This is a genomic window from Vibrio sp. 10N.261.52.C11, assembly GCF_041471405.1.
Lineage (GTDB): Bacteria > Pseudomonadota > Gammaproteobacteria > Enterobacterales > Vibrionaceae > Vibrio > Vibrio crassostreae_C.
On the sequence record NZ_JBFROI010000029.1, the window covers coordinates 1 to 25178 of the forward strand.

The window sequence follows — 25178 nt, forward strand, 5'->3', positions numbered from 1 at the left end:
TTAACTGATCGGCATTACCGCCTAAGCGACTCTTTATATTCTATTTGTCAGTTTTATGAAGCTAAGTTGTAGTGTATGAGAGCAAGGCGGTGGCACGGAGCTTACGACTGTAAGTGAGTACCACCAACGCAGCTATCATGCGCTACAGCAACGATTCATTAAACTTACGCGATTTTACCGTGACACTGCTTGTACTTCTTACCGCTACCACATGGGCATGGCTCGTTACGGCCAACTTTACGCTCGTCACGCACTACCGTTTGTGGAGATGCCGCTTCAGCTTCATCGTCAGCTAGCTGGTTTTCAGCTGTTGCATGTTGCGCTTGTGCACGACGCGCCGCTTCTTCAGCTTGAGCTTGACGTTGAGCTTCCATCTTTTCAACTTCTTCTTGTTGCTGAACGCGCACTTTAGAAAGGATGGTAACAACGTCTGTTTTCAGTACATCTAGTAGGCCTTCAAACAGTTCAAACGACTCGCGCTTGTACTCTTGTTTCGGGTTCTTCTGAGCATAACCACGTAAGTGGATACCTTGACGAAGGTGATCCATCGCAGCCAAGTGCTCTTTCCAAAGGCCGTCTAGCGTTTGTAGCATCACAGATTTCTCGAAGTTACGCAGTACTTGAGCACCAACCACTTCTTCTTTCTGTTTGTACGAATCAACCGCCATAGCAAGAATACGCTCACGCAATGCTTCTTCATAAAGCTTGTCGTCTTCGTCTAACCAACCTTGAATATCAAAGTCTAGATCGAAGTCATTCTTCAGACGATCTTGCAGACCCGCGATATCCCACATATCTTCAAGAGACTGAGGTGCGATGTATTCATCAATCACTGATGCCAATACATCTTCACGGTTGTGTTCGATCATCTCGCTGATATCGTCAGAGCTCATCAGTTCATCACGAAGCTCATAAACCACTTTACGTTGGTCATTGGCTACATCATCGTACTCAAGAAGCTGCTTACGAATATCGAAGTTACGACCTTCAACTTTACGTTGTGCTTTTTCAATTGAGCGAGAAAGCATCTTAGATTCGATCGCTTCGCCTTCGTCCATACCACTTTGGATAAGACCAGCCATACGATCCGATGTGAAGATACGTAGCAGAGAATCTTCCATTGATAGGTAGAAACGAGAAGAACCCGCATCACCTTGACGACCAGAACGACCACGTAGCTGGTTGTCGATACGGCGAGATTCATGACGCTCAGTACCAATGATGTGCAGACCACCTGACTCAAGCACTTTATCGTGGATTACTCTCCAGTCAGCTTTGATCTTCTCGATCTGCTCTTTGGTTGGATTCTCTAGCTTCTCAACTTGTGCCTGCCAGCTACCACCTAATACGATATCGGTACCACGACCAGCCATGTTAGTTGCGATAGTTACCGCACTCGGCATACCAGCTTGTGCAACGATCTCTGCTTCCATTTCGTGGAATTTAGCATTTAGAACGCTGTGCTTAATTTTTGCTTTTTTCAGTGCGTTAGACAGTAGTTCAGACTTCTCGATAGAAACCGTACCAACCAATGATGGCTGACCAGCAGCTACACGGTCTTTGATGTCTTCAATGATCGCATTGAACTTGTCTTCTTCGGTACGATAAACCACATCTGGCATATCGTTACGAACCATAGGCTTGTTGGTTGGGATAACCACTGTTTCTAGGCCGTAGATAGACTGAAATTCGAAAGCTTCTGTATCGGCTGTACCTGTCATACCTGACAGTTTTTCGTATAGACGGAAGAAGTTCTGGAATGTAATCGATGCTAGCGTCTGGTTTTCATTCTGAATCTTCACACCTTCTTTAGCTTCAACAGCTTGGTGTAAACCTTCAGACCAACGACGACCTGGCATAGTACGACCAGTATGTTCATCAACGATAACTACTTCGCCTTCTTCAGTAACGATGTAGTCGACGTCTTTCTCAAACAGTACGTGTGCACGCAGCGCTGCATTAACATGGTGCAATAGGCTGATATTAGTTGGAGAGTAAAGCGTGTCACCCTCTTCCATCAGGCCGTTTTTGACCATTAGCTCTTCTACAAATTCTTGACCGTTTTCAGTCAGGTGAACCTGTTTCGATTTCTCGTCCATGGTGTAGTGACCTTCACCACGGTACTCTTCAGAATCTTCTTTATCTTGGCGCTCAAGGTTAGGGATCAACGTGTTAATACGCGTGTAAAGATCTGAACTATCTTCAGCTGGGCCAGAGATAATAAGTGGAGTACGAGCTTCATCGATTAAGATTGAGTCAACCTCATCGACAACAGCAAAGAAGCGCTCACGTTGAACACGATCTTCAGCACGGAAAGCCATGTTGTCACGTAGGTAATCGAAGCCAAACTCGTTGTTTGTTCCGTATAGGATATCCGCTTGGTACGCTTCTTTCTTCTCTGGTGGAGCCATGTTTGGCACGTTTACGCCAACAGTCATACCAAGGAATTCAAATAATGGGCGGTTTGTTTCCGCATCACGCTTCGCTAGGTAGTCGTTCACCGTTACTACGTGAACACCTTTGCTAGGTAGGGCGTTAAGATAAGCTGGTAGGGTTGCTGTAAGAGTCTTACCTTCACCAGTACGCATTTCTGCAATTTGGCCAGCATTTAGAACCATGCCACCAATCATTTGCACGTCAAAGTGACGCATGCCGTAAACACGCTTAGACGCTTCACGTACCGTAGCAAATGCTTCAGGTAGAAGTTGGTCTAGCGATTCACCTTTATCTAAGCGCTCACGAAACTCAACCGTTTTTGCTTTTAGCTCTTCGTCTGAAAGAGCTTCAAACGTTGGTTCGTAGTTATTAATTTCTTTTACAATTTTTCTAAGGCGGCGCAGTGTTCTGTCATTGCGACTGCCAATTACCTTTGTCAGCAGCTTAGTAATCATGTGCTTGGAATCTCTTCGTTCTCAGATCGTCCGCGATCTATTTTAAATGCCGTCAGTGTCTCTACTAGCTATGAACTAGTCTTCAGTTACTAACCAAGGATACTGAGATAAATCTAGTATCTTTGATATTGTACTTGAGAGTAGAGTTTTCAAGGCTTGAGTTAAAATTAATGCCCTTTAGTGTAAGTAATTTTCACACCAACAACCATTTATAACCCCATTTGTTTGATGTGCTTGGAACTTTTCTTTCTAATTGCTGATGGATTAGCCAGACTGCAGCTCATTGGGAGACAACTTTCGGATGTTGACGACACTGTATCTGGAAAATAGATACAAAAAAACCAGGTCAATGACCTGGTTTTCGAAATCTTATATTGCTGTAAACAACAATTACGCTAGAACCATTCCTGGCTCAGCAAATGCAACAGGAGAGCCTACTTCTTCTTCGAATGTTGCCCATTCCCAAGCTTCTGCGTCAGCAAGTACTGCACGTAGTAGTTGGTTGTTTAGGCCGTGACCTGATTTGTATGCACGGAACTCACCAATAATAGCGTGTCCACACATGTACAAGTCACCAATCGCGTCTAGTACTTTATGAGTTACGAACTCATTGTCAAAACGTAGACCTTCTTCATTAAGAATTCGGTATTCGTCCAGTACGATAGCATTATCAAAGCTACCGCCAAGTACTAGGTTTTGAGATTGTAGATACTCAATGTCGCGCATGAAGCCGAAAGTACGAGCGCGAGAAATTTCTTTCACAAAACCTTGTGAAGAGAAATCAAACAACAAACGTTGCTCATCAGATTCAATAGCTGGGTGGTTAAAGTCGATCTCAAAGTCCATACGGAAGCCGTTAAATGGAACAAATTCTGCCCACTTATCGCCATCTTCAAAACGGATAGGCTTTTTGATACGAATAAAACGCTTCGCTGCATTCAGTGTTTCTACACCCGCTTGCTGTAGCAAGTATACGAATGGGCTTGCGCTACCATCCATAATTGGGATCTCAGGTGCATCTACTTCAACAATAATGTTGTCGATGCCCATACCCGCTAAAGCTGCGTTAAGGTGTTCCACTGTAGAGATACGTACGCCTTCGTCATTAACAAGAGCTGTACATAGCATAGTGTCACGAACTGACGCTGGATCAGCTGGGAAATCTACAGGTGGATTTACATCTGTACGACGATAAACAATACCTGTATTTGCAGCTGCCGGGCGAAGAGTAAGTGTGACTTTACGACCAGAGTGGAGACCCACACCAGTTGTTTTCACAATTTCTTTCAGAGTACGTTGTCTGATCATCTGCTTGCCTCGTTATCAGTGCTACAAATCACGGTCAGTATTTACCGACCGCGAATTTTACCATTAATTCGACGATAGTCAAATTTTGGGTATTTGTTAATCAGCCTGACGTCGTAAGAATGCTGGAATATCTAAGTATCCACTCTCTTTCTCAGCCTTAGGTGCTGCACTTTGGCTAGCGCCTGTACCTGAAGAAACAGGTGACGTTGTTGGCTGCGGCTTAACTTGAGGTTTAACCTCAGTTTTTTCTTGCAATGGTTGTGCCACTTTCTCTTCCACTTTTGGTGCAGTTTGAGCCGCTACCTGTGGTTGAGGAGTTGGTGCAACCTTAGCTTTACCACCAGCAACTAATGTAATGTCTGGTTTTTTCTCTGTGCCGATACCTGTTGCTACAACAGTTACACGGATTTCATCCGTCATATCAGGGTCTAGAGAAGTACCAATCACAACTGTTGCGTTATCAGATGCGAATGCCTTAACTGTATTACCTACTGTTTCGAATTCATCTAGACGCATATCTAGGCCTGCTGTGATGTTCACAAGAACGCCACGTGCGCCAGCTAGGTCGATGTCTTCTAGTAGTGGGCTAGAAATTGCCGTTTCAGCAGCTTCTTCAGCACGGTCTTCACCTTTTGCGATACCGCTACCCATCATTGCATGACCCATCTCAGACATTACGGTGCGAACATCCGCGAAATCGACGTTAATCATACCAGGGCGAGTAATTAGCTCAGCGATACCTTGTACAGCGTTTTTAAGTACATCATTGGCACTTGCGAAAGCTTCTAGCAGAGTTACGCCGCGGCCAAGTACTTTAAGTAGCTTCTCATTTGGAATCGTAATTAAAGAATCCACATGTTTAGAAAGCTCTTCAATACCTTGCTCAGCAAACGCTAAACGTTTTTTGCCTTCAAAGCTAAATGGCTTAGTTACAACAGCAACCGTTAGCACACCCAACTCTTTCGCAACTTCAGCAATAACTGGAGCAGCACCTGTACCAGTACCACCGCCCATACCAGCTGCGATAAATACCATATCGGCGCCAGTTAGAACTTCTTTAATTCTTTCTCGATCTTCGAGAGCTGCATCACGGCCTACTTGTGGGTTTGCACCAGCGCCCAAACCTTTAGTGATATCACCACCAATTTGGATCACGCTGCTCACGCTTGTTTTACGAAGTGCTTGTGCATCAGTGTTAACACTGATGAATTCTACGCCTTCGATTGATTCACGTACCATGTGCTCAACAGCGTTACCGCCACCGCCACCAACTCCAACGACTTTAATTACTGCATCGTCAGACATTTCCATCATCGGTTCAAACATGTGTTATCTCCGTTTTTTCCTGCAACTCAGGTTAAAACTCTTTTTGTATCCAATTACGCAATTTGCCAAATAAACCAGACATAGAAGGTGCTGAACGCTTAGGTTCGCTGTAATCACCTTCATCACTGATCTGACAATCTCTTGCGTAATGAAGTAAACCAACCGCCGTAGAATGATACGGCTCTTTAACATAGTCAGTTAAGCCACTAACTTCTAACGGCTTACCAACTCGAACTTGATTGCGGAAAACACGTTCCGCACACTCTACCAATCCGTCAATTTGTGCCGCTCCACCAGTGAGAACGACGCCAGCTGCAAGGTGGTGTTTAATACCTTCATCTCGTAGCTGTAATTGAACCGTATCAATAGTTTGGTTAACGAGACCCATAAGTTCAGTGTAACGTGGTTCAATCACTTCCGACAAAGTTTGTCGTTGCAAACTTCTCGATGGGCGACCACCAACACTTGGGACGTTAACAGAATCATCCTTGCTTACGAGTTCACTCAGAGCGCAACCATGGTTTACTTTTATCTCTTCAGCATCGCTCACTGGCGTGCCGAAAGCGAAGGCAATATCACTGGTTACTGCATTTCCTGCGTAGGAAAAGACTTCTGTGTGTCGAAGTGCGCCGCCAGTCCAAATGGAAATATCCATTGTACCCGCACCGATATCGACAACACATACTCCAAGCTCTCTCTCGTCTTCAGTAATTACCGCATTGCTTGAGGCAAGTCCTGAAAACACGATTTGTTCTACTGTGAGACCACATCGTTCAACAGCTTTAATAATGTTTCTCGCCATGTCGCTATGGCAAGAAATTAGGTGAACACTGACTTCCATTCGAACACCAGATAAGCCAAGTGGGTTCTTAATCCCTTCTTGATAATCAATGGTAAATTCTTGTGGGATCACGTGCAGAATTCTCTGCTCATCACCTATTTTAATTGATTTCGCGGTATGGATCGCTCGATCCATATCGTCTTGAGACACCTCTTCATCAGAGATAGTGCCCATGCCTTTTTCAATTCGGCTTGCGATATGTTTACCCGATAGCGAGATAAATACATTGCTGATTTGGCATTCCGCCATCAACTCTGCTTGATCAATAGCTCGCTGAACCGACTTAACTACCGACTCTAGGTCGTTTACACCACCTTTATCCATACCTCTGGATGGGCTTTGCCCAGAACCAATGATATTGATTTGACCATCAGGCAATATTTCACCAACCAGAGCTGATATGGTCGCAGTGCCTATATCAAGACCAACGATTATGTTGTCATCTGCGGTCTTAGTCATCTGTGCTCTCTTCTAACTCTTGCTCTGGAAACCAGCCTACAGCGGCTCCCGTATCATACCTGAGGTCGATGTAGCTCACTTGATTCGCTTTACTACCAAGTTCGTTGTAAAGCGAAATGAAGCGTTCAACACGCTCATCTAAAGAATCTTTACCTAGTTCTAAACGGATACCGTTATCTAGGATTATTTGCCAAGCGCGACGCTCATTGAGAACGAGCGAGGTAACGGTTAACCCTAGATTGTTAATCAAAGGAGTTATTTGTCGCCACTTTTCTATCACTTTTTGGCTGGTGCCGTCTGGGCCGTAAAGCTTGACTCTATCGCCCTTCAAAAGACCGATATCACCATTAAACACCTGACCATTATCATTTAACAGCATGTTACCGTTCCAGATTGCTGCTGCATGATACTCAGTCAAAAATACTTTTATTGTGTCTGGCCACTGCTTACGAATGGACACCACTGAAACCCAAGGTAACGCTTCTAAACTGTCTTGCAACACACCGATGTCTTGCGACATGAACGTTCCAATATGCTCTAGCTCGCCAAAGGCATGTTGAACATCACCAGCAGTTACGTAAGTTAAGTCGCCTTGAAGTACTATTTTGGAGAGAGGCAATCGCTGATCGTCCCACATCCAAGTTAGTGTGGTATAGAAAAGAAACCCAATGAATAGCAATACCATGACAAAAAAAGACCCGCCTAAGGCGTGTTTCTTGAGCGACGGTAAACTGAATAGGTGGCGGTTTTCGCTAAAAGTACTTTCTACCAAAGCCCGCATTCCCTGTCGTTGGTTCGCAATTCTATTCCCTATCTTCGTAATAGAGGTAAAAGCACTTACTTTAACCTATGAATTATACTGAGCAAAATCAAACTATCAAACGTTGATAATAAGATTTTTGGTCAATTTTAGGTCAATCGCAAGAAGTGAGCGATTGACCACAGTCTGTAGACAGTATTCTGTTACGCGTTCTGCATTTTATTAATGTCTAACTGTAACGATTCCAACTGCTTCGCTACTCGACCAACATCGCCTGCACCCTGCGTTAAAACAAGGTCACCGCCTTGAATTACGTTGGCTAAAGCCGATGGCAGTGCGTTGATATCGGCAACAAAGATTGGGTCTATCTTACCACGCCCACGAATAGTTCGACTTAATGAACGTCCGTCAGCCCCTGCAATAGGTTTCTCACCTGCAGAATAAACATCTAACAGAATTAGGACATCAGCCTGCTCAAGAACGTTCGCGAAATCATCATACAGATCGCGAGTACGGCTATAACGGTGCGGTTGGAAGATCATAACAAGACGTTTATCAGTCCAGCCACTACGAGCAGCTTGAATCGTCACATCAACTTCGGTTGGGTGATGACCGTAATCATCGACCAGCATTGCAACGCCTTTACCTGTTTCATACTCACCTAGGTGATCGAAACGGCGACCCGTGCCTTCCGTTCCCGCCATCGCTTTGAGAATCGCTTCATCGCTGATGTCATCTTCTGTTGCAACAGCAATCGCAGCCGATGCATTCAATGCGTTGTGGCGACCTGGAATGTTCAACGTGATATCTAAGTTAGCTTTACCTTCACGTACAACCGTAAACTTGCCTTGTTGACCTTCTTGTACGTAGTTTTCAATACGAATATCTGCGTCTTCAGAGAAGCCGTAAGTAATCACTTGGCGGCTCACCTGAGGGATAAGTTCACGTACAACAGGATCATCTACACACATCACAGCCTGGCCGTAGAACGGCAGGTTGTGTAGGAAATCGATAAATGTCTGCTTTAGCGTTTCGAAATCGCCGCCGTAGGTATCCATATGATCCGCTTCAATGTTAGTTACGATACTAACCATAGGTTGCAGATGTAAAAATGAAGCATCACTCTCATCGGCTTCAGCGATAAGAATACGGCTTGAACCTAAACGTGCGTTAGTGCCAGCACTTTTAACCAAACCACCGTTTACGAAGGTTGGATCTAGGCCGGCTTCCGAGTAAATCTGTGTCACTAGCGCAGTCGTGGTTGTTTTACCGTGCGTACCTGCCACAGCAATACCGTGACGAAAACGCATCAGCTCAGCCAGCATTTCTGCACGACGAACGATCGGTGTGCGCGCTTCACGAGCTGCAATAATTTCTGGGTTTTCTTCGTTGATAGCGGTTGAAACAACCACCACACTTGCGTCGGCAACGTTACTCGCTTGGTGACCGATATAAACGGTCGCACCCTTGCTAACTAAACGATCAGTCACTGGGTTTTGAGCAATATCAGAACCCGTGATCTGGTAGCCTTCATTTAGCAAGACTTCAGCAATCCCGCTCATTCCGGCACCACCAATACCAATGAAGTGGATAGATTTAACACGGCGCATCTCTGGCACCATTGCACGGATTTGCGCTAAGTCTTGGGTATGTTCAATCGTCATCAATTCAATCTCATTATTTTGCTAAAGCTTTAATCGCTTCAGCGACGGTCACATCAGCATCAAGCTTGGCGGCTTGACGAGCTTTTGTTGCCATCATTTTTAATTCATTTCTATCAAGCTGCGTGATAGTGTTCGCTAGCTTATCAGCCGTTAGTTGAGGCTGTTCAATCATTAACGCTGCGCCACATTCAACTAAATGGTCGGCATTCAACGCTTGTTGTCTGTCTTTGTGCATAAACGGAACGAAGATAGAACCGACACCTGCCGCAGACACTTCTGATACGGTTAATGCACCTGAGCGACACACTAATAGATCTGCCCACTCATAAGCTTGCGCCACATCATCAATAAATTCAGTCACTTGAACATTACCAACAGAATGTGATTTGTATTGCTCAATAACTTGTTGTTGATTGTTCTTACCCGCTTGGTGCATCACAGTGAAGCCTTCACCAAGCTGCGCCATCGTCACTGGCAAGGTATCGTTTAGGATTTTTGCGCCCTGACTGCCGCCCATAACCAAGATGCGGATGTCACCATCACGCTCAGCCATGCGTTGCTCGGGTTCAGCTAAGGCAACCACATCTTCGCGTACTGGGTTACCCACCACTTCTGCGGTAGGGAAAGCACCAGGGAAAGCTTGGAAAACCTTTTTAGCAATCTTAGACAGCCATTGGTTGGTTAAACCTGCCACTGCATTTTGTTCATGCAGAACCACTGGAATGCCAGACAACCATGCCGCGATACCACCCGGGCCACTCACGTAACCACCCATGCCAAGTACCACATCAGGCTGCCATGCTTTAATGTGTTGTCTTGCTTGAAGTATGGCATTAATAATCTGGAACGGCGCTTTAATTAACTTGCTAATGCCTTGACCACGCAGGCCTTTCACTTTGATGAAGTCGATTTCAATGCCATGCTTTGGCACTAAATCCGCTTCCATTCTGTCTGCTGTGCCTAACCAGCGAATTTCCCAACCTTGTTGCTGAAGCTTTTTCGCTACTGCTAACCCTGGGAAAACGTGACCGCCAGTACCACCAGCCATCACTAAAAGTTTTTTGTTTTGTTTCATCACGTTAGATTCTTATTCTACTAATTCGTTTTGACTATCAGCTTGTTCTTTTTGTTGCATTCGGCATTCGTGGTCAATGCGCAGCAGCATTGATACCGCCACAGACATAACAATTAAACTCGAACCACCATAACTGATTAGCGGTAGGGTTAGACCTTTGGTCGGAACGATGCCAGATGCAGCACCTACGTTAACAAGCGTCTGAAACGCAAACCAAATACCAATACCAAAAGCCAGATAGCCGCTGAACACTTGATCGTGTTCAAAGGCTTTTTTACCTATCAGAATGGCTTTTAACACCAAGCTGAAGATCAACATTAATACTAAGGTAACACCGACAAAGCCAAGCTCTTCAGCCAACACAGCAAATACAAAATCGGTATGCGCTTCTGGTAAGTATTCGAGTTTTTGAATCGAGTTACCAAGCCCTTGCCCCATCCAATCACCACGGCCAAACGCCATCAATGACTGAGTTAACTGGTAACCACTGCCGAACGGGTCGTTCCAAGGTTCCCAGAATGAGGTAACACGTCGAACACGATAAGGTTCTATAACAATCAAACCGACGACCGCGGCAATACCTGCCACCATCAAGGCGATAAACTGTGAAAGCTTGGCACCAGCAATGAATAGCATGCCGAACAGGGTCACTAGCATTACGACCACAGTACCTAAATCGGGCTGGCCTAGCAGCAGCACGGCAAAAGCGCCGAATACCATGATCGGTTTACCAAAACCACCGAAGAAGGTTTTTCTCACTTCATCTTGCTTCCGAACCAAGTAGCCCGCCATAAAGATAAACAGCGATAACTTGGCGACTTCAGCGGGTTGTAAGTTAAATAGCCCTAATGGGATCCAACGCGATGCGCCGTTAACCGACTTACCGACGGCTAATACCACAATCAGCAAGAAGAAGGACAAGCCCAGTAGATACATACTGTATTGAAACCAGCGTTGCATCGGGATTTGCAATATGACGCTAGAGACACCTAACGCCAATACAAGGAAGATGGCATGACGGAACATAAAGTGAAACGGCTGATCGGTTAAACGAGCACTGATGGGGAACGAAGCAGACGTCACCATCACCAAACCTGTCAGCATTAGCCCAAGAGCAATCCACACCAATTGACGATCGTAAAGCGCCTCGGGAGTAGCACGGTTTAGCCACTGCCAGATGGATTGATTAATCTCTTTGACTCTTTGCACTGAATGTTAGTCCTTCAACACGTTAAGCATACTCATGAGCAAGCTCAGTGAACGCATCACCTCTTGCCATGAAATTATTAAATTGATCGAAGCTTGCGCACGCCGGAGACAGCATCACCATATCTCCAGCCACCAGCTGTGGCGAGATAGATTCGATTATCTGCTGCATGGTATCGAACTTTTGTGCCGATGGGTGCAGAGGCATGAATTGATCTGCATCTTCACCGAAACAACACAGCTGAACACGCTCAAGTTGCGCCAATACTGGTTCAAGCTCACTAAAGTCAGCACCTTTACCAACGCCGCCAACCAAAAGATATAACGTACCTTGATACTCCAACCCAGACAGGGCTGCCAATGTGCTGGCTACATTCGTTGCTTTGGAGTCATTAACCCATTTGATTTCGCGCTTGTCAGCCACGACTTGGCAACGATGCGTCAAACCGTTATAGGCCTTCAAAGCATCAAGACTTTTGCTGTAGTCGATACCAACTTGCTTCAATAGTGCAAGTGAGACTAACGCATTCGCCACATTGTGACGTCCAACCAATGTTAAATCTTGGGTAGCAAGGACAGGTTTACCGTGATCGACCAACCACTCAGTACTATCAATCGTTGATACACCAAACTCTTGGTTATCTAGGCCAAAAGTCAACAATGGCATTGTCTGGTCAGGGTAAGTCTCTTTGTCTTCACGATTAACAGTCGCACACTGCGCGTTATTAAAGATTCTTAACTTGGCCTCACGGTAATCAGCCATGCCTTGATAGCGATCCATATGATCTTCAGACAGATTTAAGAATGCCGCAGCGGCAAGTTTTAAATTCGATGTAGTTTCTAACTGAAAACTTGAAAGTTCAAGGACATATAAATCCGCATCAAGTTCTAGAAGGTCTAGGGCAGGAATGCCAATATTGCCGCCAACGCCAACATTAAGCCCAGCAGCCTTAGCAAGCACACCAGTCAGATCAGTCACGGTACTCTTACCGTTTGAACCAGTAATCGCCACAACAGGCTTATCTACAGCCCAACCAAACAGCTCGATGTCGCCAACGACAGGCGTACCCGCTTGAAGCACATCTTGAATTTCAGGTGTCGCTAAAGCAATGCCTGGGTTAGCAACCACCAGATCAGCCTCAGCTAGCCATTGGCTATTCCAGCTTCCAGAATGCAGCTCAACCGACTCAGGCAAAGATTCCTTTCCTGGTGGTAGCTCTCGCGTATCAATTACCTTTACGCAAGTATGGGGCTGATATTTTACGAGATGTTTAACGACAGAGAGCCCGGTAATACCGAGCCCCACAACCACTACATTTTGAATATTTTGCCAACGTTCCATTTAAACAAGATGCTCTTAATAGTTTTAAAGAGCCTCTAATCTGAGGCTCACATAGGATTAACGAACTTTCAGTGTCGCTAGGCCAACCAGTACTAATACCATTGAGATTATCCAAAAACGCACGATAACACGCGGCTCTGGCCAACCTTTAAGTTCATAGTGGTGGTGAATCGGTGCCATGCGGAAAATACGCTGACCACGCAATTTGTAAGAGCCCACCTGCAGAATCACTGACAGAGTCTCCATTACAAACACACCACCCATGATCACTAGTACCAACTCTTGACGAACGAGTACCGCAATCACACCTAACGCACCACCCAGTGCTAGAGAGCCAACATCGCCCATGAATACTTGTGCTGGGTAAGTGTTAAACCATAGGAAGCCAAGGCCTGCACCAACGATAGCAGTACATACCACCACCAGTTCAGAGGTGTATGGGATGTATGGAATGTGTAGGTATGCTGCAAAGTTAACGTTACCTGTCGCCCAAGCGATAACAGCAAAACCCGCAGCAACCATAACCGTTGGCATAATCGCCAAGCCATCTAGGCCATCAGTTAGGTTTACCGCGTTACTAGTACCCACAATAACAAAGTAAGTCAGCACGATGTACAGCAGGCCAAGTTGTGGCATCACATCTTTAAAGAAAGGCACCACTAATTGTGTCGCAGCAGTGTCTTGCCCATGAGCATACAGAGCAAACGCCACAACCAATGCAATAGCCGATTGCCAGAAGTACTTCCAACGCGCAATCAAGCCATCAGTGTTCTTACGAACGACTTTACGATAATCATCAACAAAACCAACTGCACCGTAACCGCCTAGCACGACAAGTACGGCCCAAACGTAAGGGTTTGATAAGTCAGCCCAAAGTAAGACCGTAATGATGATCGCAGCAAGGATCATCACACCACCCATGGTTGGTGTACCACGCTTACTGAAGTGAGATTCTGGGCCGTCATTACGAACAACTTGGCCAATTTGCAGCATTTGCAGACGCTCAATTAAACGAGGTCCTATCCACAGCGACAGACATAAAGCCGTCAAAATGCTCGCGATTGCACGAAACGATAAGTATTCGAACAAACGGAAAAAAGAAAAGTGTGGCTGTAGTAGCTCTGCAAGCCAAATTATCATGAAAAGTTCTCCTTTAAAGCAGCGGCTATTTTACTCATTCCTGCACTATTGGCGCCTTTTACCAACAAGGTATGTGGCGCGTTTTCTGGCAAGCTCAAGTGCTGCTCTATGTGCGCGATCATCGCTTCATGCGTTGCAAAGTGAGTGCCGTTACACACTTCACTAATCACCTTGGTATCATCACCGTAAGTGAGTACATGCTCAAAAGCGAATGGGGCAGCATATTCACCGACTTGACGGTGAAGTGCAAGGCTTTCATCGCCTAACTCAGCCATATTGCCTAAAATCAACCAACGTTGACCTTTGAAGCTCGATAGCAATTTAGCTGCCGCCTTCATTGCAGGCACGCTGGCGTTATAACTGTCATCTATCAGCTTGATATTCTGACTTAATTGTTGAACCTCAACTCGTCCTTTGACTGAGATAAGATTCGCTAAACCATTTTTTATTTCATCGAGCGTTGCGCCAAACTGAATGCTCAACGCTGCTGCTGCTAAGGCATTCGCTACGTTATGCTGGCCGATAATGCCAAGTTCAACGGGCACAGAACCTTTTGGTGTCTGCATATCAAAGCACGCTTCACCTTGCTCGTTGATACGAATATTTTTGGCAAAGTAATCCGCTGTATCATCACTTTCTGAAAAGGTCAGAACCGCTTTATCTGCGAGAACTTCACCCCAAAATTCGCCACCGTTACTCTCTAAACTAACAATAGCAGTGTCACCAGCTGCAAGCCCCTGAAAAATTTCACCTTTTGCTTGCTTCACACCATCAATTGAGCCAAATCCTTCTAGGTGCGCCGCTGCCACATTATTTACCAAGGCAACCTGTGGTTTCACAAACTGAGTGGTGTAGGCGATTTCACCGATATGGTTAGCGCCTAATTCGATCACCGCATAGTCATCGCTTGGTTCACTACGTAGCAAAGTCAAAGGCACACCAATATCATTATTGAAGTTACCTGCCGTAAACAGCACCTTGCCACGTTGTTGCAGAATGCTCGCCACCATCTCTTTGACGGTCGTCTTGCCACAACTGCCAGTAATCGCCATGGTTGGCACATCACATTGTTTATGGATCCAAGCACTTAACTGACCTAAAGCAAGTTTAGTGTCTTCAACAACAACTTGAGTAATATTTAAGTCAAGTTTTCGTTCGACTAACAACGCACTCGCATTCGCCTCAACGGCTTGATGACAAAAGTCATGCGCATCAAAACGTTCTCCGACGAGAGCAACAAACAATGCGCCCTCTTCAACGGTGCGAGTATCCGTAGAAACGGCATTAATTACGTTATGACTGGAGTTGACAGCCTCAATCAACTCGCCGCTGACTGCTGAACAAATTTGTTCGAGTGATACATCAATCATGATGAAATACCTAAAAGTTGAAGCGTAGACTCTCGGTCTGAGTAATGTACCGTATTGTCTTTCAATACTTGGTAATCCTCATGGCCTTTACCAGCCAAAAGAATAATGTCATTGCTGTCTGCCTGCTCAAGTGCAAACTTAACCGCTTGGTAGCGATCGTGCTCGACGAACGCCGATTCCGGCTCACTTAAACCAGCAAGCATGTCTTTGACAATCAAAACCGGATCTTCGCTGCGAGGGTTGTCATCTGAAATAATAATTTTATCGGCAAACTGCTCTGCGGTCGCTGCCATCATCGGGCGTTTCCCTGTGTCACGATCTCCACCGCAACCAAAGATAGCCCACAATTTTCCCGAGCAGTGCACGCGCAATGCTGCCAGAGCTTTCTCTAACGCGTCTGGTGTATGAGCGTAATCAACAACTACTTTAGCTTTGCTCGGCACTTGGAACAGTTCCATACGACCAATAACAGGCTGAAGCTGAGGTGCAGTATCGACTAATATTTGCTTATCGATGCCCAATGAAAGCAGAGTCGCGAAAGCAACCAATACATTTGATGCGTTAAACTGACCAATTAAAGGAACCGAAAGATCGCCTTGTCCCCAGTTACCACCGAAAGACATCTGAATACCAGTTTCTGCATAAGCGACATCAGACGCCCATACCGATTGTTGATAACCCGTTAGCGGTGATAGTGAAACAGCAATGGCCTTGGATAAATCTGTCATCCAAGCCTTACCCACTTCGTCATCCACATTTATCACAGCGTGCTTGCATTTATGCTCAGTAAACAGGCTCTTCTTAGCTAAAGCGTACTCTTCCATCGTGCCATGGTAATCAAGATGATCACGGCTCAAATTAGTGAATACACCAACTTCGAAGTCCAAGGATTTAACGCGACCTTGCACCAAACCATGAGAAGATATTTCCATAGCTGTGTAAGCCGCGTTTTCTTCCGCTAACTCACTCAGTGTGCGTTGTATTTCAATCGCACTGCCGGTGGTATTCGCCGCGGTTTTTAGACTATCTAAAAAGCCATTACCCGTGGTGCCCATTACCGCAGAGCGTTGACCAACAAGATCAAGCCATTGAACTATCAATTGGGTGATGGTGGTTTTGCCATTGGTGCCGGTAACACCAATCAGCTTAGTCGCCTGAGACGAGTAAACACGACCGGCCAACTCAGATAACACCAAGTTAAGGTCTTTAATGTAAACAACCGGAACAGCATCCAACCACTCAATCAGACCATGGGCCTTTTCAGCATCAGCTTGTGCGATAACGGCATTGGCTCCCTGTGAGACCGCTTTGTCAATGAAACGACGGCCATCAACAGCATGCCCAACTACAGCAACAAAAATATCGCCGTCTTTGATGGCACGACTATCCAACTCCAACTGTTCAACGGCAATCGCATCCAGCTCAGGTGAACTAAAGTCACCCCAAGGGGAAAGTAAAGATGACAGCGTGAGGCTATTACTCATATTGAATCCTGATTAACTCTATTCTTGAAACTTATTTTCATCAGCCGGGACATTCATGATTTGTAGTGCACCCTTCATGATCTCAGAAAATACAGGGGCTGCGACTGAGCCACCATAGTAAAGGTCACCTTGAGGCTCATTGACTACAACAACCAACGCAACTCTTGGGTCACTGACTGGAGCAAAGCCTGCAGTGATCGCAATGTATTCATCACTGTATCCGCCAGCCTCTGCCTTACGAGATGTACCCGTTTTGGCTGCAACGCGGTAACCCGGAACGGCGGCTCTTGTCGCCGTTCCACCTTTTTGAGTCACCCCTTCGAGCATGTTCAAAACCAGTTCAGCGTTTTCTCGCTTGATAATCTGCTTAGAAAAATCTTGGTCGTTGCTCTTAATAATATGAATTGGCTCATATAAGCCTTTGTTGGCTAGCGTCGCATAAGCATGTGCTAACTGCATCGGTGTAACAGACAAACCATAACCAAACGCTAAGGTCGCAATCTCAAACTTTGACCAGCGACGGCGATTCGGGAAAATACCGCTCGTTTCACCAACCAAATTCAGCCCAGACATCTCACCTAGACCAACCGAGCTGTACATACCAAGCAAGGCTTCGAGTGGCATATTAAGCGCTAATTTCGCAACACCTATGTTACTCGACTTTTTGAGGATCAACGCTAAGTCAGCCTTACCCACTTTAGACGAATCTCGCACACGACTACCACCGATCTGCATAATACCGTTGCCAGTATCAATAACGACATCTGGGTCTGCGGTGCCGTTCTCTAGCGCCGCTAAAACCACAAAAGGTTTCACGGTAGAGCCAGGTTCCATGGCGTCGGTTAATACGCGGTTTCGCATCTTAAAGCTTTGTAGGTCAGCACGGTTATTCGGGTTGTAAGATGGCGCGTTGACCATGGCTAACACGGCACCTGTTTTTACATCGAGCAGTACCGCAGAGCCTGAAGTCGCCTTATGATCGGCCACCGCTTGCTTGATCGCTCGATAAGCAATGGCCTGTAATCGTTGGTCGATGGTTAATTCTAATGGCTTGCCTTCTTCACGCTCTTCTAAGGCAATATTTTCGACAACGCGTCCATAGCGATCTTTACGAATGGTACGTTTACCCGCTTCACCAGTGAGCCACTGATCATAACTGCGTTCTACACCTTCAAGACCATGACCATCGATACCGGTTACACCAATAAGATGAGCACTGATTTCACCTGCAGGGTAGTAACGACGAGATTCAGCTTTAAGCCCCACACCCACGAGTTTAAGATCGCGGATATATTTAGCCATCGCAGGGCTAACTTGTCTCTGAAGATAAATAAATCGGCGGGATTTGTTACTAGAGATCTTATCGATCATCGGTTGTCGTTCTAGGCCAAGTACATCAGCTAACGCATACCAACGATCAATTTGAGCCATACCATTTTTATCGAAAATGGTTTTCGGGTCAGCCCATACCGCTTCAACAGGAACACTGACAGCAAGTGGCTCACCATTGCGATCAGAAATAATGCCACGAGCAGAAGGAATAGCCTTAACACGCACCGAACGAAGGTCGCCCTGACGAATTAAGTTATCTGGTTCAATGATTTGTATATAAGCCACACGACCAACAAGTGCAGCAAAGGCAAGAAACACGAAAGCAATAACGACGTTAAAACGCCATTTTATCAGAACTGGATCCGAATCCTTTTCGCTCTTCACACGCTTTTTCGTTGATTTATTAACGGTTTTCGCGGGTGATTTTTCCTTTTTACCGGTCATTTCAGTGTGATCACAACTTCTTTATCAGAGTCTGGACGTTTCATGTCTAACTCTCGTTTTGCCGATGCTTGAACGCGACTGTGTTCAGCCAAAGCTGTCTCTTCAAGCATTAAATTTCGCCACTCATCATCTAGCTGCTCTCGTTCGACTAATGCCATGTCTTTTTGCGTAATCGCCTGACGTGACATATGTGTCGTAAGAACGACCCCCATCGCACTCGCGAAGATACAGATAAGCAGCACCAATGGGACTTTACCCACGGAGATCAAATCAAAAAATATTATCTTGGCTAAGTTAGGTTTGGAGGTCTTCATTGACTATAGCTTTTCTGCGATTCGTAATACTGAGCTACGCGAACGAGTATTCTCATCCACTTCATCTTTAGAAGGCTTGATCGCTTTACCAACAGGCTTAAGATCAGCACTGCCTAGCGCTTTGATCTGCTCTTCTGTTAGTGGCAGGCCATGTGGTACTTGCGGACCTTGGCTCTCTTTACGGATAAAGCGCTTCACCATGCGGTCTTCAAGAGAGTGAAAGCTAATAACAGACAAACGGCCTTGAGGAGCAAGAATGCTTGCTGCGCCTTTCAGGGCTGTATCGATCTCTTCAAGTTCACTGTTGATGTAGATACGGAAGGCTTGGAAAGCACGTGTTGCTGGGTGCTTTTTCTCTTTGAAGCTTTTTGGAGCTACATCCGAGATAAGCTTAGCCAACTGACCAGTGCGCGTTAGTGGTTCGTTCTCTTCATTCTCTTGATAAGCAATGATGCCTTTCGCGATACGACGAGCGTGTTTGTCTTCACCGAACTCACGGATAACCCATGTGATGTCATCAAGATCGGCTTCAACTAACCACTGAGAGACAGGAATACCGGTTGTTGGGTCCATACGCATATCAAGCGGACCGTCTTTCATGAAGCTAAAGCCACGCTCAGCGTCATCTAGCTGTGGTGAAGAAACACCTAGATCCAGTAACACACCATCCACTTGACCGACTAAGTCATAACGCTCCGCATATTCAGCCATACCTGAGAACGGGCCGTGAATAATCGTAAAACGAGGGTCATCAATCTTTTGCGCTTCTGCAATCGCTTGTGGATCGCGGTCAATACTAAAGAGTCGTCCATTCTCGCCCAGTTTAGACAGGATTGTACGGCTGTGACCACCACGGCCAAAAGTACCATCGATGTAGGTACCGTCAGGTTTGATCGCAAGTCCGTCAATAGATTCGTTAAGCAATACTGAAATATGTTTGAATGCTTCTGTCATAGTCTTCTCAGTGAGTGGATTGAGCCATTAGTTCGGCAATAATTTGTTCTATTAACGTTTTAGTGTACTGATTTCACGCCGTATCTCCACCATATTGTGTATAGGCTTTGGGAATTTTTGACCCAAGCTCATATCAGGATGAAGGATTCTAAGGAAATCTAAATAATTTACGTCAATATAAAGCAAAAAACCCATCACTACCGTTAAGTAATGATGGGTTTTTTATATAGGTGGAGTTGACACATACGCCGGGTTCTGTTCCGCTTGCGCGGCGGTAACCATTCGTCTAGGCCTGCAATCGCTCACAGGCTCAAGCAATCTACCCGCCCCCATACGCGAGCAACGCAATGTGAGGGCCTATTTGATCTTGCTCCGGGTGGAGTTTACCTTGCTACGAACTGTTGCCAGTCGCACGGTGCGCTCTTACCGCACCCTTTCAGCCTTACCTGTGCCCCTTCCGAAGAAATGAGGCCATCGGCGGTCTTCTCTCTGCTGCACTTGTCGTGGGCTCGCGCCCCCCAGACGTTATCTGGCACCCTGCTCTATGGAGCCCGGACGTTCCTCCCCTCTGCCAGTCTCCCGAAGGACTTCAACGTCAGTTTCCCGAAGGACCTCAACGTCAGTCTCCCGAAGGACATCAGCAAAGCAGCGATTACCCGTTCAACTCCGAGGGCGGATTGTATAGAGATTAGAGTGCAGTGTCTAGCGAGATCACAAATATGCTGCAAACCGCTAAGTAAACGCATGAATTTCACACAATCCAGACAAAAAAAGAGGAATGAAGGGACGACCTTCATTCCTCACAAGCTTTAAAATAGCACTCTAGCGACTTATACACTGAGCAGCTATTTATCTATTCAGCGTTAACCATCTAGGTGCTCAAGGCCCCACTTGTACAACGCGTTCTTTTTCAGATTGTAGATTTCTGCCGTCATCGCCGCCGCTTTTTTAAGAGGCAGCTCTTTGGTTAGAATGCCTAGTGTGCGAGTCGCTTCGTCTGGCAGTTCTGTGCTCGCTTCTTCACGGTGGCCGTGAATCAGTAACACCATCTCACCGCGTTTACGGTTCGCGTCTTCTTCAATCCACTCAATAAGTTCACCAAGTGGCAGCCCTTGGATGGTTTCGAAGGTTTTGGTTAGCTCACGCGCCAATACAACCTCACGGTCAGGGCCAAGAATCTCGAGCATATCTTGTAGAGAATCTGAAATACGGTGTGGTGATTCATAGAAGATGCATGTGCGCTCTGCCTTTGCGATCTCTAAGAACTTGTCTTTACGACCTTTGCTCTTTGGTGGCAAGAAGCCCTCAAAACTGAAACGATCTGACGGTAAACCAGAAGCACTCAACGCGGTAATCACAGCACAAGCACCAGGAAGTGGCACAACTCTCACACCCGCTTGACGACATTGTGAGACAAGATGGTAACCTGGGTCACTAATTAAAGGAGTACCCGCATCAGAGACTAATGCGATAGACTGACCTTCTAATAACCTTTCGACTAGAACTTGCGCTTTAGTTTGTTCATTATGATCATGTAAAGCGAACGTTCTGGTTGATATATTGAAGTGAGCAAGCAGCTTACCCGTGTGGCGTGTGTCTTCGGCTGCAATAACATCGACACTTGATAAAATTTCAATTGCTCTTTGAGTGATATCTCCCAAATTTCCGATTGGGGTTGGCACAATGTAGAGAGTTGGGCTCTCTGTGAGCAAGGTTTTGTTATCTGTCATTTGTTTACCATCACTTCAACGATTAATATAGATACAAATTTATACGGAATTTAAAGAACTCATGGCAACGATGAACCATAAGAGACTCAGTGTACCACGCTTACTAACTCCAATTGCATTAGCAATTACATTGGCGGCTTGTTCTTCAGGTCCTCAAGCACCAACGAGCGTTGATATTACACTAGATCCAGCGCAATCAACTGAAAGTTACATGATGCAAGCGGATAGTAGCAAAGGAAGTCTACAAAACGACTGGTTAATCATGGCGCTTAAGGCTTCTGTGCAAGCTGGAAAAACCGATCAAGCAACTCTGCTTATTAAACGCTTAGCAAAACAAGAGCTGAGCGAAACGCAACAAGCGGAATGGCAATTAGCTCGCGCTCAACTGTTGGTGAATAACTCGCAGCCTGAACAAGCTTATAGCCAACTGAACTTCCAGCCTTGGTGGAAACTTCCGAACGAGCAGTGGAAAGATTATCACGAGCTACGCGCGAACATTTCTGAAATGCAAAGCGAGTATTTTGAAGCAAGCCGTGAGTTAGTTCTTTATTCAGAATATCTAGACGCTGACGACGAGCTCCAACAACAAGCTGCTGACCGTATTTGGCAGAACCTAAATAGCTACTCTCAATATGAGATTCTAGAGCTTAAGACGTCGCCTACAGAAGACGTTCTTGCAGGTTGGTTACAGCTGGCGATTTACATGAAGACGCTGAATTCAAACCTTCCAAACCTGCAGGAAACCCTGTCTGATTGGCTAGCAGAGAATTCTCAGCACCCAGCAGCAACATATACACCTCAGGCGATCACTGACATCTTGGCGCTAGAGATCAGCAAGCCAACCAGCACTGCACTATTACTGCCGCTAACGGGTAAATACGGTAAGCAAGCACAACTGGTACGTGATGGCTTCATCTTTGCGATGATGAACGACAAAGAACGCGAAGAAGATGCAACGCTGACAGTAATGGATACCAACGTGCAAAGTGCTGCTGAGATTAAAGCGACACTGGAAGAGAACAACGTTGATTTCATTGTGGGTCCGCTGATCAAGAGCAACATTACTAAGCTTCAGCAAGCGCAGAAAAACCACGAGGATTCGATTCCAGCTTTAGCTCTGAACATTCCAACGCAACTAGAACCTGATACCAATATTTGCTATCTCGCTCTATCGCCTGAACAAGAAGTTGCTCAGGCAGCGAAACACCTATTTGCTCAAGGCTACAAGTACCCGCTTATCCTTGCGCCAAGAGGACGTTTAGGTGAGCGAGTTGAGCAAGCGTTTAAAGAAGAGTGGAAAAAATACAGCAGCAACGATGTTGCTATCAGCTTGTTCTCTGACAAACGCCAACTGCAACGTAATGTGAATCAGGTATTCGGCTTGCAAGAGAGCCAACAGCGTATCGCTCAAATGGACGGATTACTGAACCTAGACCTAGAAACCGAGCCACGCAGCCGTCGTGATATCGATTCTGTCTACATTGTGGCTAAGAACTCAGAGCTAACACTAATCAAACCCTTCATTGAAGTTGCAATTAACCCAGATGCGAGCCAACCCGCTCTGTTCTCAAACTCACGCAGCAACAGCGGTGATAAGCAGTATGAAGACCTAACCGGTGTGTTCTACAGCGATATCCCACTATTAGTTGAGAATAAAAACGAGCTTAATAAAGAGCTCAACGACCTATGGCCTGCGCACTCAAACGGCCAAAAGCGTCTGCAAGCACTAGGAATGGATGCATACTATCTAATGGATGCACTGCCACAGATGAAAGCCGTGCAAGGTTACAGCATTCCAGGTGAAACGGGTGTGCTAACCATCGATAACAACTGTGTGGTTCAACGTGAAATCAGCTGGGCAGAGCATGGGGCTTTTTAGCCGAAAGTTCCTATCCAAACCAACCATCACCCACAAACAAGTGGGTGATAAATACGAGGCCGTGGCAAAATCTTATCTGATTAACCACGGTTTATCGTTAATAGAAGAAAACTTCATAGCAAAATGTGGCGAGATTGATCTTATAATGCGCCATAACAATACGGTTGTGTTTGCTGAGGTAAAATACCGCAAGCAAACCCGCTACGGACATGCCGCTGAAATGGTGACTGCCAAGAAGTCACAGAAACTGCTCAAAACAGCCAATGTTTGGCTTATGCAGCAAGGCTTGTCGGTGCACTCTACAGATTTCAGGTTTGATATTGTTGCCATTGAAGGGCCGAATGACACTATCGACTGGATTCAAAACGCGATTACCCAAGGATAAACATGCTAGACAGCATTAAAGAAAGTTTCACAGAAAGTATTCAAATCCAAATTGCGGCTGCAGAAGCTCTGCCTGACGCAATCACGCATGCCGCTCAAGCAATGGTTGCGACCTTGCTTAACGGAAACAAAATTCTTTGTTGTGGTAATGGTGGTTCGGCGTCGAATGCTCAGCAATTTGTATCGTGCCTACTCAACCGATTTGAAACAGAGCGCCCTAGCCTTCCAGCGATGGCACTCACAGCAGATAACACCACGCTAACGGCTGTGGCTAACGACTACCACTATGAAGAGATCTTCTCTAAGCAGGTACGTGCGTTTGGTCAAACTGGCGATATCCTGTTGGCTATCTCGACTAGTGGTAACAGCAAGAACATCATCAAGGCAATGGAAGCGGCGGTAACTCGCGACATGACAATTATCGCCTTTACCGGTAAAGATGGTGGTGAGATGGCAGGTTTGCTTGGTGAACACGATGTAGAGATTCGTATCCCTTCACACCGTACAGCGCGCATTCATGAAGTACACATGGTGACACTACACTGCCTATGTGACCTAATCGATCAAGTACTCTTCCCTGCTCACGAAGAGTGATATACGGAGCATCACAATGAAATCATTAACCTCTATGAGGCTGTTTAAGCTGATTAGTGTTTCGCTACTTACACTGTCTCTGTCTGGTTGTGCTGGCATTTTCATTGCTGGTGCTGCAACCACTGCAAACCTAGTCACGGATACGCGAACAACCAAAGAGATTTGGAACGACAACAACATCGAATTTGAAGTCGCAGCGATTACCAATAAACAACCATTCCGTGGCAACGTACGTGTCACCGCAAGCTCGTACCGAGGTTCGGTGGTATTGATGGGACAAGCAACCACAGATTCAGAACGTCGCGCTTTTGAAAACCAAGCCAAAGAAGTGGCTGGCGTTGAGAGCATCCACAATCAGGTTCGAGTGAAAGAACCTTTGTCTGTAAGTGCTATTAGTAAAGACAGCTGGATTACCACTAAAGTGAAATCAGCTCTGCTTGCGAATGCTGAGCTTAACGGCATCAAAGTAAAAGTGATTACTGAGGATTCAGAAGTATTCCTGCTTGGACTCGTGACTCGAGAGCATGCCGATATCGCAACAGAAGTTGCTCGTAACATCTCTGGCGTAAAACAGGTCATTCGAGCGTTTGAATATGGTGAAGAAGAGACGGCTGTTAACTAGCCTTAAGCCAGTCAATTGAATGCTATATAGCAGAAAAGAAAAAGCAGCGACGAGTCGCT

General features: G+C 45.8%; 20 protein-coding genes and 1 other RNA gene. 4 read left to right on the forward strand and 17 right to left on the reverse strand.

Annotation, left to right across the window (positions count from 1 at the left end):
• Nucleotides 1–164: 164 nt before the first annotated feature.
• The 17 genes from secA to rsmI form a co-directional block, all read right to left on the reverse strand.
• The gene (gene secA / locus AB4323_RS11955) at nucleotides 165–2891 is read right to left on the reverse strand and encodes a preprotein translocase subunit SecA (RefSeq protein ID WP_017066234.1); all 2727 of its coding nucleotides are present in this window, start codon (nucleotides 2889–2891) and stop codon (nucleotides 165–167) included.
• A gap of 390 nt (nucleotides 2892–3281) precedes the next feature.
• Entirely contained in the window at nucleotides 3282–4199 is a 918-nt protein-coding gene (gene lpxC, locus AB4323_RS11960; RefSeq protein ID WP_010434751.1) for a UDP-3-O-acyl-N-acetylglucosamine deacetylase, read from the reverse strand.
• 96 nt (nucleotides 4200–4295) lie between these two features.
• Nucleotides 4296–5525 carry a cell division protein FtsZ gene (gene ftsZ / locus AB4323_RS11965; RefSeq protein WP_017059291.1) on the reverse strand — a complete coding sequence of 410 codons (1230 nt, stop codon included), beginning with the start codon at nucleotides 5523–5525 and terminating at the stop codon, nucleotides 4296–4298.
• A 31-nt stretch (nucleotides 5526–5556) separates the two neighbouring features.
• Complete coding sequence (ftsA, locus tag AB4323_RS11970) at nucleotides 5557–6825, reverse strand: cell division protein FtsA (RefSeq protein ID WP_010434747.1); 1269 nt, start codon at nucleotides 6823–6825, stop codon at nucleotides 5557–5559.
• Nucleotides 6818–7510, reverse strand: coding sequence for a cell division protein FtsQ/DivIB (locus AB4323_RS11975; protein WP_004729846.1), 693 nt, complete (start codon nucleotides 7508–7510; stop codon nucleotides 6818–6820). The genes ftsA and AB4323_RS11975 overlap by 8 nt, the downstream gene beginning before the upstream one ends.
• A 278-nt stretch (nucleotides 7511–7788) precedes the next feature.
• A complete protein-coding gene (gene murC, locus AB4323_RS11980; protein ID WP_372152550.1) occupies nucleotides 7789–9249 on the reverse strand; it encodes a UDP-N-acetylmuramate--L-alanine ligase in 1461 nt (486 codons plus the stop codon).
• 13 nt (nucleotides 9250–9262) lie between these two features.
• Nucleotides 9263–10324, reverse strand: coding sequence for an undecaprenyldiphospho-muramoylpentapeptide beta-N-acetylglucosaminyltransferase (gene murG, locus AB4323_RS11985; protein WP_017059287.1), 1062 nt, complete (start codon nucleotides 10322–10324; stop codon nucleotides 9263–9265).
• A 12-nt stretch (nucleotides 10325–10336) separates the two neighbouring features.
• Nucleotides 10337–11533, reverse strand: coding sequence for a cell division protein FtsW (ftsW, locus tag AB4323_RS11990; RefSeq protein ID WP_065584711.1), 1197 nt, complete (start codon nucleotides 11531–11533; stop codon nucleotides 10337–10339).
• A 22-nt stretch (nucleotides 11534–11555) separates the two neighbouring features.
• The gene (gene murD / locus AB4323_RS11995; protein ID WP_065584710.1) at nucleotides 11556–12872 is read right to left on the reverse strand and encodes a UDP-N-acetylmuramoyl-L-alanine--D-glutamate ligase; all 1317 of its coding nucleotides are present in this window, start codon (nucleotides 12870–12872) and stop codon (nucleotides 11556–11558) included.
• A gap of 57 nt (nucleotides 12873–12929) precedes the next feature.
• Nucleotides 12930–14012: a phospho-N-acetylmuramoyl-pentapeptide-transferase gene (gene mraY / locus AB4323_RS12000; RefSeq protein WP_372152553.1), complete on the reverse strand. Its 1083-nt coding sequence runs from the start codon at nucleotides 14010–14012 to the stop codon at nucleotides 12930–12932.
• A complete protein-coding gene (gene murF, locus AB4323_RS12005; protein WP_372152555.1) occupies nucleotides 14009–15382 on the reverse strand; it encodes a UDP-N-acetylmuramoyl-tripeptide--D-alanyl-D-alanine ligase in 1374 nt (457 codons plus the stop codon). The genes mraY and murF overlap by 4 nt, the downstream gene beginning before the upstream one ends.
• Nucleotides 15379–16866 carry a UDP-N-acetylmuramoyl-L-alanyl-D-glutamate--2,6-diaminopimelate ligase gene (gene murE, locus AB4323_RS12010; RefSeq protein WP_372152558.1) on the reverse strand — a complete coding sequence of 496 codons (1488 nt, stop codon included), beginning with the start codon at nucleotides 16864–16866 and terminating at the stop codon, nucleotides 15379–15381. The genes murF and murE overlap by 4 nt, the downstream gene beginning before the upstream one ends.
• An 18-nt stretch (nucleotides 16867–16884) precedes the next feature.
• On the reverse strand, nucleotides 16885–18642 hold the full coding sequence (locus AB4323_RS12015) for a peptidoglycan glycosyltransferase FtsI (protein ID WP_010434717.1): 1758 nt from the start codon (nucleotides 18640–18642) through the stop codon (nucleotides 16885–16887).
• Nucleotides 18639–18956, reverse strand: a complete 318-nt coding sequence (gene ftsL / locus AB4323_RS12020; RefSeq protein WP_048662657.1) for a cell division protein FtsL — start codon at nucleotides 18954–18956, stop codon at nucleotides 18639–18641. Before ftsL ends, AB4323_RS12015 begins: the two co-directional genes overlap by 4 nt.
• Before the next feature lie 3 nt (nucleotides 18957–18959).
• Nucleotides 18960–19910 (reverse strand): 16S rRNA (cytosine(1402)-N(4))-methyltransferase RsmH, encoded by a 951-nt coding sequence (rsmH, locus tag AB4323_RS12025; RefSeq protein WP_017062902.1) that lies wholly within the window; start codon nucleotides 19908–19910, stop codon nucleotides 18960–18962.
• A 228-nt stretch (nucleotides 19911–20138) separates the two neighbouring features.
• Nucleotides 20139–20578: RNase P RNA component class A (gene rnpB, locus AB4323_RS12030), an RNA gene on the reverse strand.
• A 195-nt stretch (nucleotides 20579–20773) separates the two neighbouring features.
• Nucleotides 20774–21640: a 16S rRNA (cytidine(1402)-2'-O)-methyltransferase gene (gene rsmI, locus AB4323_RS12035; RefSeq protein WP_086714228.1), complete on the reverse strand. Its 867-nt coding sequence runs from the start codon at nucleotides 21638–21640 to the stop codon at nucleotides 20774–20776.
• Between the two features lie 61 nt (nucleotides 21641–21701).
• On the opposite strand from rsmI, the gene AB4323_RS12040 reads away from it, so the two are divergent.
• From AB4323_RS12040 to AB4323_RS12055, 4 genes are read left to right on the forward strand one after another with little or no spacing between them, the layout of a single operon-like run.
• Complete coding sequence (locus tag AB4323_RS12040) at nucleotides 21702–23519, forward strand: penicillin-binding protein activator (protein WP_372152560.1); 1818 nt, start codon at nucleotides 21702–21704, stop codon at nucleotides 23517–23519.
• Nucleotides 23506–23904 (forward strand): YraN family protein, encoded by a 399-nt coding sequence (locus AB4323_RS12045; RefSeq protein WP_017059277.1) that lies wholly within the window; start codon nucleotides 23506–23508, stop codon nucleotides 23902–23904. Before AB4323_RS12040 ends, AB4323_RS12045 begins: the two co-directional genes overlap by 14 nt.
• A 2-nt stretch (nucleotides 23905–23906) precedes the next feature.
• Nucleotides 23907–24497, forward strand: a complete 591-nt coding sequence (locus AB4323_RS12050) for a phosphoheptose isomerase (RefSeq protein ID WP_004729817.1) — start codon at nucleotides 23907–23909, stop codon at nucleotides 24495–24497.
• 16 nt (nucleotides 24498–24513) lie between these two features.
• Nucleotides 24514–25119, forward strand: coding sequence for a BON domain-containing protein (locus tag AB4323_RS12055; protein WP_017059276.1), 606 nt, complete (start codon nucleotides 24514–24516; stop codon nucleotides 25117–25119).
• Nucleotides 25120–25178: the final 59 nt, after the last annotated feature.